Genomic DNA, 16494 nt, shown 5'->3' on the forward strand with positions numbered 1-16494 from the left:
GGCGGTGACCTCGCCACCGACGGCCAACGCCCTCGCCCGCATGCCCGCGATGCCGTGGCCGCCGTTGCCGACCGGCCGCGCCGGCGTCGCGCCGGGTCCGTTCACCACCCGCAGGTGTAGTTCCATGCCGCAGACGATCTCCACCCGCACCGGCGCTCCCGGCGCGTGCCGCGAAGCGTTCGACAGCGACTCCTGGGCGATCCGGTACAGCGCGAGCCCAGTGGTCTCCGGTACCGAGCCGAGCTCGCCCTCGACCGTCCAGTCGATCGTGACGCCCGCGCGCTCGGCGCTGTCGAACAGGGTGAGCACATCCTCGGCCTTCGGTTGCGGCGCGTGTTCTGGCAGCTGTCCGTCGCTGCGCAGCACGCCGAGCATGCCGCGGATCTCGTTGAGCGCCTCGCGCGCGGTGGCGCCGATCGATTCGAATTCGGCGCGCGCGGCCGGGGTCACCCCCTCCACCCGGTACGGCGCCGTCTGCGCCTGCACCACGACCAGGGACATGTGATGGGCGACCACATCGTGCAGGTCGCGGGCGATGCGCGCTTTCTCCTCCAGAATCGCGCGGCGGGCCCGCTCCAGCTCGTTCTCCTCCTCTCGGCGCAGCAGTTCCCTGCGCGAGAGCACCAGCCATCGGACGAGCAGGGCGAACAGCACCACCGCGGCCAGCGCGATGGGCCAGCCCCATGCGGCGTTGGCGAACGCCTCGCCCTCGCCCGGCATGGTGGTGCCGAACAACAGCGAGGTCGCGCCCCAGGCGACCGCGACGATCTGCACCGGCGCTCGCAGCCCCACCGCGAACAGCAGCGCGATCAGCACGATCACCTGCACCACCTGGAACGGCAGATCATTGTTCGGCTGGTGCGGGATGGCCAGCGCGATGAGCAGCGCAGAGCCCGCCGAGATGGCCCAGCCCAGCGCCGGGTTGACCCGCACGAGCAGGATCGGGAACGCGGCCAGCGCGGCGATGAACGGCTGCGCTCCCGGCGACACGGCGTGCGTGAGGTGCAGCGTCGGCCACGCGACGGAGTAGAGGATCAGCGCGGAGAGCACGACGAAAGCGTCGAACCATGCGCGCGCGTCCATCCGCTCCGTCAGGCCACGGGTCTTCTGCTTCATGATGACGACCCTAGGAACCCTGGCCCGTCGCGTGCCTCATACCCAAGGGTGAATTGATACCCCGTACCGCGGTGGGAGACGACGGACCCGCTCCCCCGACGGCACGGCGACCGAAACCGCACCGCGGCGGGAGGCCGGTGGGCGTTGGCCGTTCCTAGCGTCGAGGCCCATGAGGACCGAGACCATCGCCGCCCCCGACCGCCGCCAGGACGCCGCCCCCGCCGGGCTGCGCCGGGCCGCGGCGCTGGCGGCCGCGGCGCTGACCACGATGTCGGCCGTTGTCGCCCTGGCCCCCGCGGCACAAGCGGCGAGCGCCGCGCATCCCGTCGTCGAGAACGTCGCGGCCGCCACCGCGATCGCCGCCCTCACCTCCGGCGAGACAGCCTCGGCGGCAGCAATTCCGGACGACTTCGCGACCGTGCTCGGTTATCGGCCGGTCCCGGTGCGCGGCCTGCTGGCCAATCCGAGCGGTGACTGCTCCTCACCCGTCCCGCTGCCCGCCGAGTTCGAGACCGCCTGCAAGGCACACGATCTCGGGTACGACCTGCTGCGCTACGCGGATCGGCGCGGCGAGCCGCTCGGTCCGTGGGCGAGGCAGGCCGTCGACGCGGCGCTTGACCGCCGGATGCGGGCGGCGTGCGACGCCCGCACCGAACCGTGGGGGCGGGCCAGGTGCTACGCGATGGCGGATATCGCCGACACCGTGGTCGATCTGAACTCGCGCCGCCAGCATTACGGGGCGCCCGTCGTCGAGACGCTGCTCGGCGCTGGCGGTGCGGCGGCCGGACGCGGCGGCTGGCTGGTCGGTCTCGCGGGGCTCGGGCTGCTCGGTCTCGGCGCGCTCCTCACGCTCGTCCTCGGCGCACCGCGGCAAGCGAGCACCCTTGCCGCGCGGGTGTCGAACGATGCAGTCGCCGTGGGAGTTTCGGCATGACCACCACCGCACAGCGACTCACCGACAGCGCAGACCCCACGCCGGAGGCACCGCAGCCGAAGCGCCCGGGTTGGACCCGGTTCACGACCGCACCGGGCATCGGGACGACGCTGGCAGTCGTCGTCGGAGCGCTTCTCTCGCTCGCGCCGAGTCTGCTCCCCCGCACGGCCGGCGCGCAGGCGATCCTCACCGCTCTCTTGATCTCGTGCGCGCTCGGGTTCGCCGCGATACTGCGAATGCTGCTCCGCCGCTGGCACTTCGACGTCGACGAGCGCTTCGGTCACTACCGCGGGGCACTGCTCCTCGCGGCGGTCGCGGCGGTCGCGGTCGCCGCGTGGCGCGCAGGCCACTGGCAGAACGATCTGCGCGCCGCCATGGGCACCCCGCAGATCGGGCCCGGGTACTGGCTGCGCTGTGCGATCGGCGCGACACTGCTCACCGGTCTGGTCGTCGGGGTGGCGAAGGCGCTGCGCTGGGTGCTGCGCAAACTCGGGCTGCTGCGCGGCTCGGCGCTCGGACTGGTCGCCGCGGCGGTGGGCTACCTCGTGCTGACGCCCGCGGTGGTCGGTTGGCGTCAGCAGGTTTACGCGGCCGCCAACGTCGCGATGGATCCGTTGCTGACGCAACCCGTTTCGCGCACCAGATCGGGCAGCGCCGAATCGGCGGTCAGCTGGCCTTCGCTCGGCGCGCAGGGCCGCAAGTTCGTCAGCGGAGGACCGGAAGGGCCGGTGCGCGTGTACATCGGACTCGACTCCGCGCCGGATCTCGAATCCCGTGTGGCGCTGGCGATCCGGGAGCTGGAGCGCTCGGGCGGGCTCGACCGGTCCAATGTCGTGGTCGCGCTGCCGACCGGATCCGGCTGGATCGACGCGGGCGCGGTGACCGGTTTCGCCGAGCGCTTCGGCGGCGACGTGGCGGTGGTCGGTCTCCAGTACTCGTACGCGCCGAGCTGGGCGACGTTCGTCTTCGGCCGCGCCGATGCCGTCGCGGCCGCCCGCGCCCTCTTCGACGCCGTGGAACGACGCCTGCGCGCCATGTCCGAACCCCCTCGGTTGTTCGTCTACGGCCAGAGCCTCGGCGCCCTCGGCGGCAGCGCGATCTTCGCCGACGATGCCGAGCAGGACCGCCGCACCTGCGCCGTGCTGTGGGCCGGTCCGCCCGCGGGCGATGTGCACCGCGCGGGCGCGACCGTGCTGGCCAACAGCTCTGATCCGGTCGTGCACTGGTCGCCCGCACTGCTGTGGCGGGCGCCCGACCTGACCGGAGTCCGGATCGACGCCCCCATCCCACGCTGGCTCCCGGGGGTGAGTTTCGTGCAGACCACTGCGGATCTCCTCGCGGCTCTCGACGCGCCACCCGGCCACGGCCACCGCTACGGCATCGACCAGGGCACGGCGCTCAGTTCCTGCTGACTGCCCTGGTCAGCGCCGGGCTCACGCCATGCGCACCAGCCGACGCAAGATCCATGCCGACCGCGCCGGTCCTCGCTGAGCTCCCACTCAGCGGGGCAGTTCATTGACGCGACAGTAGAACTTGTTCTAATTTGCTCCCATGGGCTTTGTCATCGACGCGGCCGTGTACATCGACGCACCGGCCGACCTGGTGTGGCAGGTGATCACGGACCTCCCCCGCTACGGCGAGTGGAACCCCTTCGTCACCGAATGCGAGAGCACGCTGACGCCCGGCGAACCGATCGACATGCTCGTGCAGGTCTACGGCTCCACCCCGCGGCGCCAGCGCGAATGGATTCGCAGCCACACTCCCGGCCGTGAACTCAGCTACTCGATGAAGCCGGTGCCCCTCGGCGCGCTACACAGCCTGCGCTCGCACACCGTGACCGCGGTGAACGCCGATCGCACCCGCTACGAATCGCATTTCGAACTCGGCGGCTGGCTCCACCCGGTGGTGGCCGCGGCGCTCGGTGCGAATCTGCGCCGCGGTTTCGAGGGCATGACCGCGGGCATCCAGCGCCGCGCCGAGACGCTGCGCACCGCCTGACGCGCGCCGGGAATCGTCTCCGCTCTCTCGTGGTTGTGTCGTCCTGTTCGGCGATTCGCCGAGTTCGACCACGAGAGAACGGATTACGCCGTGCGTATCGTCCGAGCCCTGCTGGCTCTGCTGCTGATCCTGCTACCGTTCACCGCCGCGGGCGCGGCTGCGCGCCCCGCTGACCCGCCGGGGTGGACCACGGCGTGGGCGACGTCGCCGCATCTGCCGAGCCGCGCGTTCGTGACGAACTGGGCCCAAGAAGGCTTCGCGAATCAGACACTGCGCCAGGTGGTTCGGGTCAGCGAGGGCGGCCTCACCACACGGGTGCGGCTGACCAACCGCTACGGCGCAGCGCCGCTGACGATCACCGGCGCGACCATCGCGCGAACAGCGGGCGCGGGAGCGATCCAGCCCGAGACCCTGTCGAATCTGACCGTCGGGATGTCACCCACCTTCGTGATCGCGCCGGGCGCCGACCTCGTCACCGATCCGGCCCCGTTGCCGCTCAATGCCTTCGACTCGATCACCATCACGCTGTACTTCGCCGAGCCGACCGGCCCCGCGACGCAGCACGCGCAGGCCATCGCCACCACCTACCGCGCCGCGGGCGATCACCGCGCCGACCCGACCGCCGCCGCGTTCACCGAAACCACCGCGACCTGGTACTACCTGGCGGGCGTCGAGGTGGCCGATCTCGCGCCGAACCGGTCCGCCGTGGTGGCCTTCGGCGATTCCATCACCGATGGCGTCGGATCGAACGCCGACGCGGACAACCGCTTCCCCGACGAACTCGCCGAACGCCTCGCCGCCGCAGGCGTCCCGCGCGCGGTGCTGAACCAGGGCATCGGCGGCAACCGGGTGACTGTCGACTCCGACTGGCTCGGCGACAGCGCGCTGCGCCGCTTCCAGCACGACGTCCTCGACCAGCCGGGCGCCGGCACGGTGATCATCCTGGAGGGCGCCAACGACATCGGCCTCAGCACGGGCGCGGCCAACCTGGGCGAACCCCCGGTACCGGTCTCGGCGGACCAGCTGATCGCCGCGCACCGGGAGCTGATCGCCCGTGCCCGCGCCGCCGGACTTCGCGTCATCGGCGCGACCATCCTGCCGTTGGGCGGTTCGCCGTACGACACGCCGGGGGCCGAAGCCAAGCGCCTCGCCGTCAACGAATGGATCCGCACCTCGGGTGAATACGACGCGGTCGTCGACACCGCCGCCGCGCTCGCCGATCCGGCGAACCCGAGCCGGTTGCACCCCGCCTTCGACAGCGGAGATCGCTTGCACCCCAATGACGCCGGCTACCGCGCGATGGCGGAAGCGGTGAATCTCGCCGACCTGCGCTGAACACCGACCGAACAGTTGAACATCGACCGAACGGCGAGCGGGCCGGGGCATCGCGCCCCGGCCCGCTCGCCGTTGTCCGATCCGTCGTCAGGCGACGGGCCCGCGGGCGGCCTCGTAGGCCGCGCCCACCCGGTACAGCCGGTCGTCGGCCAGCGCGGGCGCCATGATCTGCAGGCCCACCGGCATGCCGTCGTCCTTGCTCAGACCCGACGGCACCGACATGGCCGGGTGGCCCGCCAGGTTGGTGGGCAGCGTGCACAGGTCCGACAGGTACATGGCCAGCGGGTCGTCGACCTTCTCGCCCAGCTTCCACGGGGTGAACGGGCTCGTCGGCGAGACCAGCACGTCGACCTGCTCGTAGGCGGCGTCGAAGTCGCGCGCGATCAGCGTGCGGACCTTGAGCGCCTGACCGTAGTAGGCGTCGTAGTAACCCGCCGAGAGCGCGTAGGTGCCGATCATGATGCGGCGCTTGACCTCGGGGCCGAAGCCCGCCGCGCGGGTCATCGCCATGACCTGCTCGGCGCTGTGCGTGCCGTCGTCGCCGACGCGCAGGCCGTAGCGCATGGCGTCGAAACGCGCCAGGTTCGACGACACCTCCGACGGCATCACCAGGTAGTAGGACGGCAGGCCGTATTCGAAGTGCGGGCACGACACCTCGACGACCTCGGCGCCCAGCTCCTTCAGCACGCCGACGGCGGCGTCGAAGGAGGCGAGCACGCCTGGCTGGTAGCTGTCCGAGTGCAGTTCCTTGACCACGCCGATCTTCACGCCGCGCAGATCGCCCGCCGCGCCTTCGCGGGCGGCGGCAACCACCGGCGGCACCGGCACGTTGCGCGAGGTGGAGTCCCTCGGGTCGTATCCGGCGATCACCTCGTGCAGCAGAGCGGTGTCGAGCACCGTGCGGCCGCAGGGGCCGCCCTGATCCAGCGAGGACGCGCAGGCGACGAGGCCGAAGCGCGAGACCGTGCCGTAGGTCGGCTTGGTGCCGACGGTCGCGGTCACCGCGGCGGGCTGCCGGATCGAGCCGCCGGTGTCGGTACCGATGGCCAGCGGCGCCTGATAGGAGGCGAGCGCGGCCGCCGAGCCACCGCCGGAACCACCGGGGATCCTCGTGGTGTCCCACGGGTTGCGCGTGGGGCCGTAGGCGGAGTTCTCGGTGGAGGAGCCCATGGCGAACTCGTCCATGTTGGTCTTGCCGAGAATCGGTATGCCCGCCGCGCGCAGCTTGGACGTCAACGTCGCGTCGTACGGCGACATCCAGCCCTCGAGGATCTTCGAGGCGCAGGTGGTCGGCATGTCCGTGGTGGTGAAGACGTCCTTGAGCGCCAACGGAACTCCGGCCAGCGGCGAGGCAGGAGCCTGCCCGTCGGCCAGCGCCGCGTCCACCGCGGACGCGGCCGCGAGCGCGTGCTCGCCCGCCACGTGCAGGAACGCGTTGAGCTCGCCGTCCACCTCGGCGATCCGATCCAGGTGCGCCTGGGTGACCTCGGCCGAGGTCACCTCGCGCGCGTGGATCTTCGCGGCCAGCTCGGCCGCGCTGAGGGTGGTCAGATCGGTCATTCGCCCTCTCCCAGAATCTGCGGCACCATGAAGCGCTGCTCGTCGACCGCGGGCGCGGCCGCCAACGCCTCGTGCGGCGTCAGGCCGGGCACGAGCTCGTCGGGGCGGGTCACGTTGGTCGCCGGATTCGGCGAGGACGTGGCCGGGACGTCGGCGGCGGCGACCTCGGAGATGGTCCGCACGTGGCTCAGGATCGAATCCAGCTGACCGGCGAACTGATCCAGTTCGGCGTCGGACAGCGCGAGCCGGGACAGCCGGGCGAGGTGTGCGACCTCGTCGCGGGAGATGGCGGGCACCGCGGGACCCCTTTCGGCATGGTTGTGCATGGGTGGGCCGTGCACGACGACCGTGCTCGCGCTCGGCTCACATCGTGCACGGAAGATGTTAGTCGGCGACCGGGATGGCTCCGCCCACCCGGTCACCTCCGCCCACCCCGGTCACGACAGGGACGCGGTGAACGCACCGGCGGTACGCCGCGCGACCGACCGCCCATCCGACCGCATGTACTCCGACGACACACCGCCGAATCTAGCCCGACACGCCGCAATGTCGCGAAACCGCCACGTGGCGTTCGTCACTGGCAGCGCTTCGAGTCGATAACACGGCGTCGGGGGTGTAAGTATTGCGTCATCCGGGTATCCGACCACCAGGCTCGGCCGGCCAGAGGAAAGGAACGCGCGTGTCTTACCTGCTTCGCGTGCAACTTCCGGATCGCCCGGGAAGCCTCGGCGCACTCGCGCTCGCATTGGGTTCCGTCGGCGCCGACATCCTCTCGCTGGATGTGGTGGAACGCGGGGCAGGCTTCGCCGTGGACGATCTCGTCGTGGAAGTTCCACCCAACGCACTCCCGGACACCCTGATCACCGCCGCGGAATCGATCGGCGACGTGCACGTGGACTCCATCCGCCCCTATTCGGGCGTGCTGGACACCCACCGTGAACTCGAGCTCATCGACCAGGTGGCCAGCGCCCGCGACGACCGGCTGCAAGTGCTCGTCGACGGCGTGCCCCGGGTGCTGCGGGTCGGCTGGAGCACGGTGATCGACCTGGGCCCGCACGGCGCGTACCGGGTGGTCGGGAGCCAGAGCGCGCCGCAGACGCAGGCCGGTTCGGCGCCGTGGATGCCGCTGGAGAAGCCGTCGGTGCTCGACCCGGAGGCCGACTGGGTGCCGCAGATCTGGCGCGATATGGACACCAAGCTGGCCGCCGCGCCGCTCGGCAACACGGGCAAGGTGCTGCTGCTCGGCAGGCCGGGCGGACCGGACTTCCGTCCGTCGGAGGTGGCCCGGCTCGGCTACCTGGCGGGCATCGTCGCGACCGTTCTCGGCTGACTCGAACGTCTCGGGCGGGCTTGCCGCACAACCGGAGTCGCGCCCGCGGTCAGCTCTCGGCGAGGGCCAAGCGCAAGACGGTGAGCAGTTCGCCCGCGGGGGTCGTCCAGTCCCGTTCCGGCACGGCGACGAAACCGAAGCGGTCGTAGATGCGGCGGGCGTCGACCATCGCGGGCATGGTGGTCAACGCCACCGCCTCGCACGATTCCGCGGCCGCCAGCTCGAGCACGGTGCGCACCAGCGCCGTTCCCGCGCCGAGGCCGCGCGCCCGCTTGTCGACCGCGAGCATGCGGAACTCCAGCTCGCCCGGCCTGGCGATCTCCGCGTAGGGCATCCCGTAGCGGGCGACGGTGAGCGAGCCGATCACCCGATCGTCGTGCACCGCGACCAAGACCTGCGCCGCGGCCGCCCTGCGCACGGTGTCGGCGAGCTCGGCGGCGTACGGGCTGCCCGGCGGAACATAGCCCTCGCCCACGTAGACGTCGACGGTCAGCTCGCCGATCGCGGCGTACTCCTCCGGAGTCGCCGTCCGGATGACCATCTCGTGCACGCCCATACCGGCATCCTGCCACCGCCGCGGGCGACCTTGACATCCGACCAGTTCAGAAGCCGGGGCCCGGACGACCGCCGGGCTGAGCGATCTGCCACCGATCCGGCTTGCCGTGCGGGTAGACGACCGGGATGTAATCGCCGATCGCGGGCCAATGGTTCACGTCCCACACGAAGCGGCCGTAGACCACGGTCTCCGGCACCGAGGGACCGAACAGATTGCCGGTGATGGTGACGAACTGCTCACCCTCGGCGTCCGGGCGCGGGCTCACGCCCGTGACGTACAGCGTGCCGGACTCCGGTTCGGCGGGCTGGAAGCCCTGCCGCCCCCGGCGATAGGCCACCAGCAGCGCCACGAGCGTGGTGACCATGATCACCAGCATTGCGAATTCCAGCATGCCCCCATCGTATGAACCCAGTCCCCAAGCCAGCACCACACAACCCCCAACACCTGGTCGACCCGTCCTCGCAGACCTTCCACTCGCTTCGCAGAGGTTGCTCCACCTGCGAAGCGTACGAACGACCTGCGAGGACGGCGCCGGGGCCGGCGGGTCAGAGCGCGGCGAGTTCGGTGGCTCCGAGCTCGGTGCGGCGGACCTGCCAGACCGCGGTGCGGGTGCGTTGCGAACGCCCGTTGCCCCGATCGATCAGCGAGCGGCTGTCGGTGGTGAAGACCAGTTGGGCGCCGTTGGCGTTGGTCTCCGGGTTCTGGAACAGCTGGATCAGCCGGTCGGCCTGTTCGGCGGGCAGGTGTGCACCGATGTCGTCGACCGCGAGCACCCGGCCGTTGTCGAGCGCGTCGAGCATGGTTGGCAGCAGACGCAGCAGTGAGAGCGTCGCGGCGGATTCGTCGGTGATGACGAACGGAGTGTCGATGCCCGCGTGCACGAGGCGCAGCCCGACCCCACGCCGGGCCACCATGCGGGTGTAGAGCGCGTCCCTGGCAGCGCGCAAGTTCGTCAGCTCCCGTTCCAGCAGCAGCGGTGTGACCCCGGTTTCCTGTAGCAGCCGGTCGGCATGCGCGGGCGAGGTGGCGCACAGCTCGACCTGTTTCGCCGCGCCTTCGATGTCGGCGTCGAGTTCGCGTAGATAGTCGGCGTAGAGCGGGTCATGATCGGCGATCAGCAGATCCGTGATGCCCAGTTCGGCGGCGCGCAGCAAGAGCAGCAGCCGCGCCGCGTTGTCCGGGGAACGCGAGATGTGGCTGCCCAGCCGGTGCGCCACCGCTTCCGGCTCGACCGTGCCGCGCTGCACCTCCAGCATCGAGGAGAACCACCGGTAGGCGGGTACCAGCGCCTCGGCGTACATCTGCCCGGCGAGGCTGAGCAGCAACGCGTTCGGGCGCACCAGCGGCACCAGCGCGGCGATGCCGTAGCGCGCGGCCTCGAACATGGGGCCGATCTTGATCTGTTCGCCGTTGCGCTCGAACACGATTCGCTTGCGCGAGCGCGGGTGACTGTGCAACCACTCGGCCGTCACCTCGGCGTTGTCCAGCCGGAAGCCGTAGCTGAACGGGCAGCCCTCGGCGACGAACCCCGCGACGAACTCGGTGGGCCGGTCCGGAAAACCCAAGTGCGGCGAGCGAACCGGGCCCGCGTACGGATCCCAGCCGGTGACCGAATGCAGCACCGCGTCGCGCATGTGCCCGAGCGCGTCGATCAGGCTCGTCTTCCCCGCCGCCGTCCCACCGTGCACCGCGGTCACCGGCACCGCCACCGGCCCGCTCCCCTTGGTCAGCCGCAACTCCTGCCGGTCGGCCAGCGATTTGTGGTTGGTCACCTGAAAACTCCGCAGCATGCCGCCATACTTCCGTCTCACGTGCCGCGAAGCGACACCAACCCTCCACCCCGGCGCGGCGTACGCGCGGACAGCGGGGGCGATCGGGGTTAGCATGCTGGCGCTAGCTCCTGTGGGGGCGTGGCTGTTCGAACGTCTCCAAGGGATGAGGTCCAGCGATGACACGTACGCTTCGTCGGCTCGCGATCCGCGGTTCGGTGATCGGGGCGATCGCCGCGGGCGCGGTGGTCGCGATACCGCAGACGGCGGTCGCCGAGGCGCCGTGCCAGGACGGAACCGCACGGGTCTTCCTGAACAACTCCACCAATCTGTGCCAGAGCGGCAGCGCGACCTACACCGCGCTACCCGCGGTGAGCAAGGTGTGTTCGACCGGCGGCACCAAGGTCGTCGTGGACACCACCGGTCCGCGGCGGATCAACCGTCGACATGTCGAACTCGAGCCGGGCGGGCACTGCGCACGCTTCGAGCTCGAAGGACAGCAGAGCGCGACCGTGCAGGTCACGCCCGCCTGATCGAGGCATCGCCCGACGACGTTCGCGCTCGACGACCATGTGCCTCGGTGCGAGTCACGCGGCGTGTCCCTCGCCGCGGAAAAGCAGTGCGCTGTCGCCGAATTCGTGCCACAGATAGCCGGTGTCGAGCGCCTCGGCGTAGGCACGGCGCACCGTGGCCTCCCCCGTGACCGCGACCAGCAGATCCAGGTGCGACGCTCCCGGCGCGTGCCATCCGGTGATCAGGCCGTCGACCACCCTGGCCGGACGGTCCGCGCCGAGGACCAGCTCGGTCCATCCGCTCGCCGGCCGCACCCGGCCCGCCTCGTCGGCGGCGGATTCCAGCGCCCTGGTGACCGTGGTGCCCACCGCGACGATCCGACCGCCCGCGGCCGCGGTGTCGTTCACCATGCGCGCCGTCGCGGCGGGGACGGCGAAACGCTCCGGGCTCGGCGGCTCCCCGGCCTCCGGTGACGAGACGCCGGTGTGCAGGGTGATCGGCGCGAGCGACACCCCGGAAGTCACCAGATCGAGCACCACTTCGGGCGTGAAAGGCCGTGCGGCGCTCGGCATTTCCGCGCTGCCTCGCACCCGCCCGAATACCGTCGTGTAATACGACGGCGACCAGCGGCGCGGCACGTAGGAGTAGGTGATCGGTCGTCCGTGCTCGTTCATGAGGACGCGCGGGTCAACAGTGACGTCGGCGATCCACAGCCTGCGCGCCCCCGGCAACCACGTCCCGCGCAGTGTCGCGCGCGCGCCGTCCGGCAACTCGATCACGGTGCCTGCCCGCAATTCCCGGCTCGGCAGCGGAGTGCGCTCGCGGGTCCGAACCTCGACCACCCAGCCGCCGTCGTCCAGCCAGGTGGCGAAGTGCAGGGTGATCGGCAGGTCCCCGATGGCGGAGTCGACGGCGGCGGAGGTGGTCGCCGAATTGTTCACCACCACCAGGTCGCCCGGACGCAAGTAGTGCGGCAGCTCGCGGAATCGGGCGTGGGTCGCCCGATCTCCGGCGACCAGCAGCCGGACCTCGTCCCGCGCCGTACCGCGCGTCTCCGGCGGAGCATCGGCGTTGTACCGGTCGGGCAGGTCGAAGAACCGCGCCCAGCCGGCGGAAGCCGTTTCCGCCCCGGCATTCCCGTGTTTCGTCAGCGGGCGGTGCCGTGGTGCGCCCCGCGCGGGCACGATCGACGCCTCACTCATCGCGCCACCGCGAAATCCGCCGCCGTGTAGCGGCCGTTCTTCGGACGTTCGTCGAGCAGCCGCAGCAGCGCGGGCACGACGGTGTCCGGTTCCGGCCGATCGGAGATGTCCTCGCCGGGGAACGCGGCCTGGTGCATCTCGGTGCGCATATCGCCCGGATCGAAGGAGTAGATGGCAAGCTCCGGATGCTCGGCCGCGAGGACCGCGGTGAGCTGGTCCAGCGCCGCCTTGGCCGAACCGTATCCGCCCCATCCCGGATACGGTTCGACGGCGGCGTCGGAACTGATGTCGACCACGACGCCGCCGAGATCGAGCATCGGCAGCACCGCTTGCAGGATCGCCAGCGGCGCAACCACATTCGTGCGGTAGACGGCCTCGAGTTCGTCGAGCGGATAGTCGGCCAGCCGGGGCTGCGGACTCGGTCCGAGCCTGCTGGCATTGTTGACCACGAGGTCGAGCGATCCCGCGCCCGCGGCGACTTCGGCCAGGCGGGCGCGGTGCGCGGGATCGGTGACATCGCCCGTGACGGCGATGAACGCGGCGCCGAGTTCGGCGCGGACCCGGTCGAGCCGGTCGGCGCGACGGGCGGTGCCGATCACCCGCCAGCCGCGCCCGGCCAGCGCCCGGGAGAGCGCGCGGCCGAGCCCGGCCGATGCGCCGGTGATCAAGGCGGTGGGACGGTGAGTCATGACGGTCTCCTGATAGTTGCCTACCCGATCGATCGTCATACCTGAAGCATGGTTCAGGTCAAGTGCCGTTCGCCGCCGCGCGAAATCACCGGCCGCGAGCTACGTCTCGGCGTCTTCCCCGGCAGCGGCCCCGGCGGGCGTCACCGCCGCGGGACCGCGCTCCAGCAGCAACCGGAATCCGTCTTCGTCCAGGATCGGCACGCCGAGTTCCTCCGCCTTGGCCGCCTTCGAACCCGGCGCCTCGCCGATCACCACGAAAGCCGTCTTCTTGGAGACCGAGCCCGCCGCCTTGCCGCCGCGGATCAGGATGGCCTCCTTCGCGCCGTCGCGGGAAAAGCCTTGCAGCGAACCGGTGACGACGATCGACAGACCCTCCAGCGTGCGTTCGATGGACTCGTCGCGCTCGTCCTCCATCCGCACCCCTGCCGCGCGCCACTTGTCCACGATCGCGCGGTGCCAGTCGACGGTGAACCACTCGGCCGCCGCCGCGGCGATGGTCGGGCCGACGCCGTCGGCGGCGCCCAGCTCCTCGGCGGTGGCCGACTCGATCCGCGCCATGCTGCCGAATTCGGCGGCCAGCGCCCTGGCCGCGGTGGGGCCGACGTGCCGGATGGACAGGCCGACCAGCACCCGCCACAGCGGACGGTCCTTGGCGGCGTCGAGGTTGTCGAGCAGCCGTTTGCCGTTCGCGGAGAGGCTGCCGTTCTTGTTGGCGAACAGCGAGGTGGTGAGCAGGCGGGGCTCGTCGAGGTCGAACAGGTCGCCCTCGTCGGTGATCGCGCCGGACTTCAGCAGGTCTATGGCCGCTTCGTAGCCGAGCGCCTCGATGTCGAAGGCATTGCGGCTGGCCACGTGGTACACCCGCTCCCGCAGCTGCGCGGGGCAGGAACGCTGGTTCGGGCAGCGGATGTCGGCGTCGCCCTCCTTCTCCGGCGCCAATTCGGTGCCGCACTCGGGACAGTGCGTCGGCATGACGAACTCGCGTTCCTCGCCGGTGCGCGCGTCGACCACCGGGCCCAGCACTTCGGGGATCACGTCGCCCGCCTTGCGGATCGTGACCGTGTCGCCGATCAGCACGCCCTTGCGCTTGACCTCCGAGGCGTTGTGCAGCGTCGCCATGGCGACGGTCGACCCCGCGACGGACACCGGCTCCATCACCGCGAACGGGGTGACCCGCCCGGTGCGGCCCACGTTGACCTCGATGTCGAGCAGCTTGGTCGTGGCTTCCTCGGGCGGGTACTTGTAGGCGATCGCCCAGCGCGGCGCCCGCGAGGTCGATCCGAGGCGGCGTTGCAGCGACATCTCGTCGACCTTGATGACCTGACCGTCGATCTCGTGCTCGATGTCGTGGCGGTGTTCGCCCCAGTAGGCCACCCGTTCGATCACCGCTTCGACGCCGTGCACGCGCCTGGTGTGCTCGGAGACCGGCAGTCCCCAAGCCGCCAGCGCCAGGTACGCGTCGTGTTGCGAGGCCGGGGTGTAGCCCTCGATGCGGCCGAAGCCGTGACAGATCATCCGCAGCCGCCTGCGCGCGGTGACCGACGGGTCCTTCTGCCGCAGCGAGCCTGCCGCGGTGTTGCGCGGGTTCGCGTACGGGGGCTTGCCCTCGGCGACGATGGACGCGTTGAGCGCCTCGAAATCCGCCAGCCGCATGTAGACCTCGCCGCGCACCTCGAGCAGGTCGGGGACGGGGAACTCGTCGGTGACGGCGAGTTCGGCCGGGATGTCGTCGATGGTGCGCGCGTTGAGCGTGACGTCCTCACCGGTGCGGCCGTCGCCACGGGTCGCGGCGCGGACCAGCCTGCCCTTCTCGTAGACCAGGTTGAGCGCGACGCCGTCGATCTTCACCTCGCACAGGTAGTGCAGGTCCGGACCGGTCTCTGCCTCCACCCGCGCGGCCCATGCGCGTAGCTCGTCGTAGCTGAACACGTTGTCCAGCGACAGCATCCGCTCCAGGTGGTCGACCGCGGTGAAGTCGGTCGCGAAACCGCCGCCGACCAGCTGAGTCGGCGAATCGGGCGTCCTCAGATCCGGGTGTTCGTCCTCCATGGCCTGCAGCCGCCGCAGCAACTCGTCGAACTCCCCGTCGGAGATGATCGGCGCGTCGCGCACGTAGTAGCGGAACTGGTGTTCGCGCACCTCGTCCGCCAGCCGCTGCCACCGCACCCGCTGCTCTGCCGTCGCCGGAACCGCCGCACTGTCGCTGTCACTCACGACAGGCACATTAGTCGAGCGAACCGACACATTCCCGCACGTCGAGGCCCTGCCGCCCGGTCAGGACCGGTCAGGAGAAGGTCAGCGATTCCGGGTCTTCCGCGTAGGCGCGGGCGACCTCGTTCGCCAGGCTCAGCGCCTTCCTAGCCCAGGAGAGCGGCGCGCCGCCGAGCCCGCACGCCGGTGCGACGAGCACGCGATCGGCCAGCGCGGTGCGTGGGAAGCCGAGACGATCGATCAGCCGTACACCCGGTTCCGCGATCTCGCGCCACGTCACCGGCCGCGGCGCGCCCTTGGTCGCCGCCTCGGTGGTCCTGGCCGCCGGGTCGGTGGTCGGCACCAACCCGAGCACCAGCCGCTTCCCGGCATCGAGTGTTTCGCCGATGCTGTCCAGATCGCGGGTGCGGATCGTCGCGACATCGAAACCGACCGCTGCGGCCGCGCTGCGGCGCAGAAAGCCCAGCGCGGGCGGCTCGGCGCAGCTGTGCACCAGCACCGGCGCGGCTTGCGCCTCGATGACGCCGTCGAGCACGGCGAGCGCCTCCGGGGCCGGCATCGCGCGCACGGTGTCCAGCACGCTGACCCCGCGCAGCGAACCGTTCAGCACGTCGGTCAGCGACGGCTCGTCGAGTTGCAGCACGACCCGCGCGCCGAGCCGTTTGCCCACCTCGGCCACGTGCTGGGCCAGGCCCTCCGCGAGGGAGTCCGAAAGATCGCGCAACGCACCGGGATCGGTGAGCGCGCGGTGCCCGCCGGGCAGCTCTACCTCGGCGGCCAGCGTGAGCGGACCGGCGGCCTGAACCTTGACGACGCGTCCGGTGCCCGCCGAACCCGATGTCTCCCAAGCTTCTTCGAGCGCGTCCAGGTCGGCGCGCAACAGATCGCGGGCGCGGCGCGAGACCGCGCCGGGACGCGCGGCGAGCCGGTAGCCGCGGGTGCTGGTGTCGAAACGCATGTCGACGAGCAGCGCCGAGACACGGCCGATCATGTCGGCGCCGACGCCGCGGCCAGGTAGCTCGGGCAAGTGGGTCAGCTCGGCCAGCTCGCCGAGCACGGTGTTCGCGGCCTCGCGCGGATCGGCGCCGGGCCACGAACCGACGGCCGTCGCGATACCGCCGGTCAACGGCTCGGCCGCACCGTGTTCGGCGGAAGCCGCAGCGTCAGTACCGGTTTCGCTCACACGTCCTACCCTGCTCATGTCGATGTGTGCCGTACACCGCCGCGGTGTTCCGACGGTGCGCGCCATCCGCGGTCGAGTCTCCGCCGGGGCATCGTGAC

16 protein-coding genes are annotated in these 16494 nt (G+C 71.0%); 6 read left to right on the plus strand and 10 right to left on the minus strand.

The window, feature by feature from the left end:
- Positions 1–1116, minus strand: a 1116-nt coding sequence (locus NX1_RS11545; protein ID WP_068057552.1) for a sensor histidine kinase, incomplete at its 3' end; no start/stop codon positions are given.
- Positions 1117–1285: 169 nt separating this feature from the next.
- On the opposite strand from NX1_RS11545, the gene NX1_RS11550 reads away from it, so the two are divergent.
- The 4 genes from NX1_RS11550 (at position 1286) to NX1_RS11565 (ending at position 5383) form a co-directional block, all read left to right on the plus strand.
- Positions 1286–2050: a hypothetical protein gene (locus tag NX1_RS11550; protein ID WP_174555479.1), complete on the plus strand. Its 765-nt coding sequence runs from the start codon at positions 1286–1288 to the stop codon at positions 2048–2050.
- Positions 2047–3462, plus strand: coding sequence for an alpha/beta-hydrolase family protein (locus NX1_RS11555; RefSeq protein WP_084501342.1), 1416 nt, complete (start codon positions 2047–2049; stop codon positions 3460–3462). The genes NX1_RS11550 and NX1_RS11555 overlap by 4 nt, the downstream gene beginning before the upstream one ends.
- A 139-nt stretch (positions 3463–3601) precedes the next feature.
- On the plus strand, positions 3602–4048 hold the full coding sequence (locus NX1_RS11560) for an SRPBCC domain-containing protein (RefSeq protein WP_068057553.1): 447 nt from the start codon (positions 3602–3604) through the stop codon (positions 4046–4048).
- 90 nt (positions 4049–4138) lie between these two features.
- Positions 4139–5383 carry an SGNH/GDSL hydrolase family protein gene (locus NX1_RS11565; RefSeq protein ID WP_068057554.1) on the plus strand — a complete coding sequence of 415 codons (1245 nt, stop codon included), beginning with the start codon at positions 4139–4141 and terminating at the stop codon, positions 5381–5383.
- Positions 5384–5470: 87 nt separating this feature from the next.
- Here NX1_RS11565 and gatA read toward each other — a convergent pair whose 3' ends face one another.
- Together gatA and gatC are read right to left on the minus strand one after the other, a co-directional pair.
- Positions 5471–6943 (minus strand): Asp-tRNA(Asn)/Glu-tRNA(Gln) amidotransferase subunit GatA, encoded by a 1473-nt coding sequence (gene gatA / locus NX1_RS11570; protein WP_068057557.1) that lies wholly within the window; start codon positions 6941–6943, stop codon positions 5471–5473.
- On the minus strand, positions 6940–7239 hold the full coding sequence (gatC, locus tag NX1_RS11575) for an Asp-tRNA(Asn)/Glu-tRNA(Gln) amidotransferase subunit GatC (RefSeq protein ID WP_068057813.1): 300 nt from the start codon (positions 7237–7239) through the stop codon (positions 6940–6942). Before gatC ends, gatA begins: the two co-directional genes overlap by 4 nt.
- 383 nt (positions 7240–7622) lie before the next feature.
- On the opposite strand from gatC, the gene NX1_RS11580 reads away from it, so the two are divergent.
- A complete protein-coding gene (locus NX1_RS11580) occupies positions 7623–8273 on the plus strand; it encodes an ACT domain-containing protein (protein WP_068057558.1) in 651 nt (216 codons plus the stop codon).
- A gap of 49 nt (positions 8274–8322) precedes the next feature.
- On the opposite strand, the gene NX1_RS11585 is transcribed toward NX1_RS11580, so the two are convergent.
- The 3 genes from NX1_RS11585 to NX1_RS11595 all read right to left on the minus strand — a co-directional run bounded on the left by NX1_RS11585 (position 8323) and on the right by NX1_RS11595 (position 10619).
- On the minus strand, positions 8323–8829 hold the full coding sequence (locus tag NX1_RS11585) for a GNAT family N-acetyltransferase (protein ID WP_068057560.1): 507 nt from the start codon (positions 8827–8829) through the stop codon (positions 8323–8325).
- A 46-nt stretch (positions 8830–8875) separates the two neighbouring features.
- The gene (locus NX1_RS11590) at positions 8876–9220 is read right to left on the minus strand and encodes a hypothetical protein (RefSeq protein ID WP_068057562.1); all 345 of its coding nucleotides are present in this window, start codon (positions 9218–9220) and stop codon (positions 8876–8878) included.
- A 154-nt stretch (positions 9221–9374) separates the two neighbouring features.
- Positions 9375–10619 (minus strand): AAA family ATPase, encoded by a 1245-nt coding sequence (locus NX1_RS11595; protein ID WP_068057565.1) that lies wholly within the window; start codon positions 10617–10619, stop codon positions 9375–9377.
- A gap of 158 nt (positions 10620–10777) precedes the next feature.
- Here NX1_RS11595 and NX1_RS11600 point away from each other — a divergent pair, with 158 nt between their 5' ends.
- Complete coding sequence (locus NX1_RS11600) at positions 10778–11131, plus strand: hypothetical protein (RefSeq protein ID WP_068057567.1); 354 nt, start codon at positions 10778–10780, stop codon at positions 11129–11131.
- 54 nt (positions 11132–11185) lie between these two features.
- On the opposite strand, the gene NX1_RS11605 is transcribed toward NX1_RS11600, so the two are convergent.
- The 4 genes from NX1_RS11605 to NX1_RS11620 form a co-directional block, all read right to left on the minus strand.
- Positions 11186–12313, minus strand: coding sequence for an S-adenosylmethionine:tRNA ribosyltransferase-isomerase (locus tag NX1_RS11605; RefSeq protein WP_084501343.1), 1128 nt, complete (start codon positions 12311–12313; stop codon positions 11186–11188).
- Positions 12310–13041, minus strand: a complete 732-nt coding sequence (locus NX1_RS11610) for an SDR family NAD(P)-dependent oxidoreductase (RefSeq protein WP_068057569.1) — start codon at positions 13039–13041, stop codon at positions 12310–12312. The genes NX1_RS11605 and NX1_RS11610 overlap by 4 nt, the downstream gene beginning before the upstream one ends.
- A gap of 60 nt (positions 13042–13101) precedes the next feature.
- Positions 13102–15216 (minus strand): NAD-dependent DNA ligase LigA, encoded by a 2115-nt coding sequence (gene ligA / locus NX1_RS11615; RefSeq protein ID WP_068057571.1) that lies wholly within the window; start codon positions 15214–15216, stop codon positions 13102–13104.
- A 70-nt stretch (positions 15217–15286) separates the two neighbouring features.
- Positions 15287–16339 carry a methionine synthase gene (locus NX1_RS11620; RefSeq protein WP_068057817.1) on the minus strand — a complete coding sequence of 351 codons (1053 nt, stop codon included), beginning with the start codon at positions 16337–16339 and terminating at the stop codon, positions 15287–15289.
- Positions 16340–16494 lie beyond the last annotated feature (155 nt).

It is taken from the genome of Nocardia xishanensis NBRC 101358 (genome assembly GCF_001613365.1).
Classification (GTDB): Bacteria; Actinomycetota; Actinomycetes; order Mycobacteriales; family Mycobacteriaceae; genus Nocardia; species Nocardia xishanensis.

What these genes read in the sequence shown, in the direction of transcription:
- NX1_RS11560 (WP_068057553.1), top strand. Translation starts at nt 3,602, where the DNA reads ATGGGCTTTGTCATCGACGCGGCCGTGTACATCGACGCACCGGCCGAC.
- NX1_RS11555 (WP_084501342.1), top strand. Translation starts at nt 2,047, where the DNA reads ATGACCACCACCGCACAGCGACTCACCGACAGCGCAGACCCCACGCCG.
- NX1_RS11600 (WP_068057567.1), top strand. Translation starts at nt 10,778, where the DNA reads ATGACACGTACGCTTCGTCGGCTCGCGATCCGCGGTTCGGTGATCGGG.
- NX1_RS11605 (WP_084501343.1), bottom strand. Translation starts at nt 12,313, where the DNA reads ATGAGTGAGGCGTCGATCGTGCCCGCGCGGGGCGCACCACGGCACCGC.
- NX1_RS11610 (WP_068057569.1), bottom strand. Translation starts at nt 13,041, where the DNA reads ATGACGATCGATCGGGTAGGCAACTATCAGGAGACCGTCATGACTCAC.
- NX1_RS11585 (WP_068057560.1), bottom strand. Translation starts at nt 8,829, where the DNA reads ATGGGCGTGCACGAGATGGTCATCCGGACGGCGACTCCGGAGGAGTAC.
- NX1_RS11595 (WP_068057565.1), bottom strand. Translation starts at nt 10,619, where the DNA reads ATGCTGCGGAGTTTTCAGGTGACCAACCACAAATCGCTGGCCGACCGG.
- NX1_RS11590 (WP_068057562.1), bottom strand. Translation starts at nt 9,220, where the DNA reads ATGCTGGAATTCGCAATGCTGGTGATCATGGTCACCACGCTCGTGGCG.
- gatA (WP_068057557.1), bottom strand. Translation starts at nt 6,943, where the DNA reads ATGACCGATCTGACCACCCTCAGCGCGGCCGAGCTGGCCGCGAAGATC.
- NX1_RS11550 (WP_174555479.1), top strand. Translation starts at nt 1,286, where the DNA reads ATGAGGACCGAGACCATCGCCGCCCCCGACCGCCGCCAGGACGCCGCC.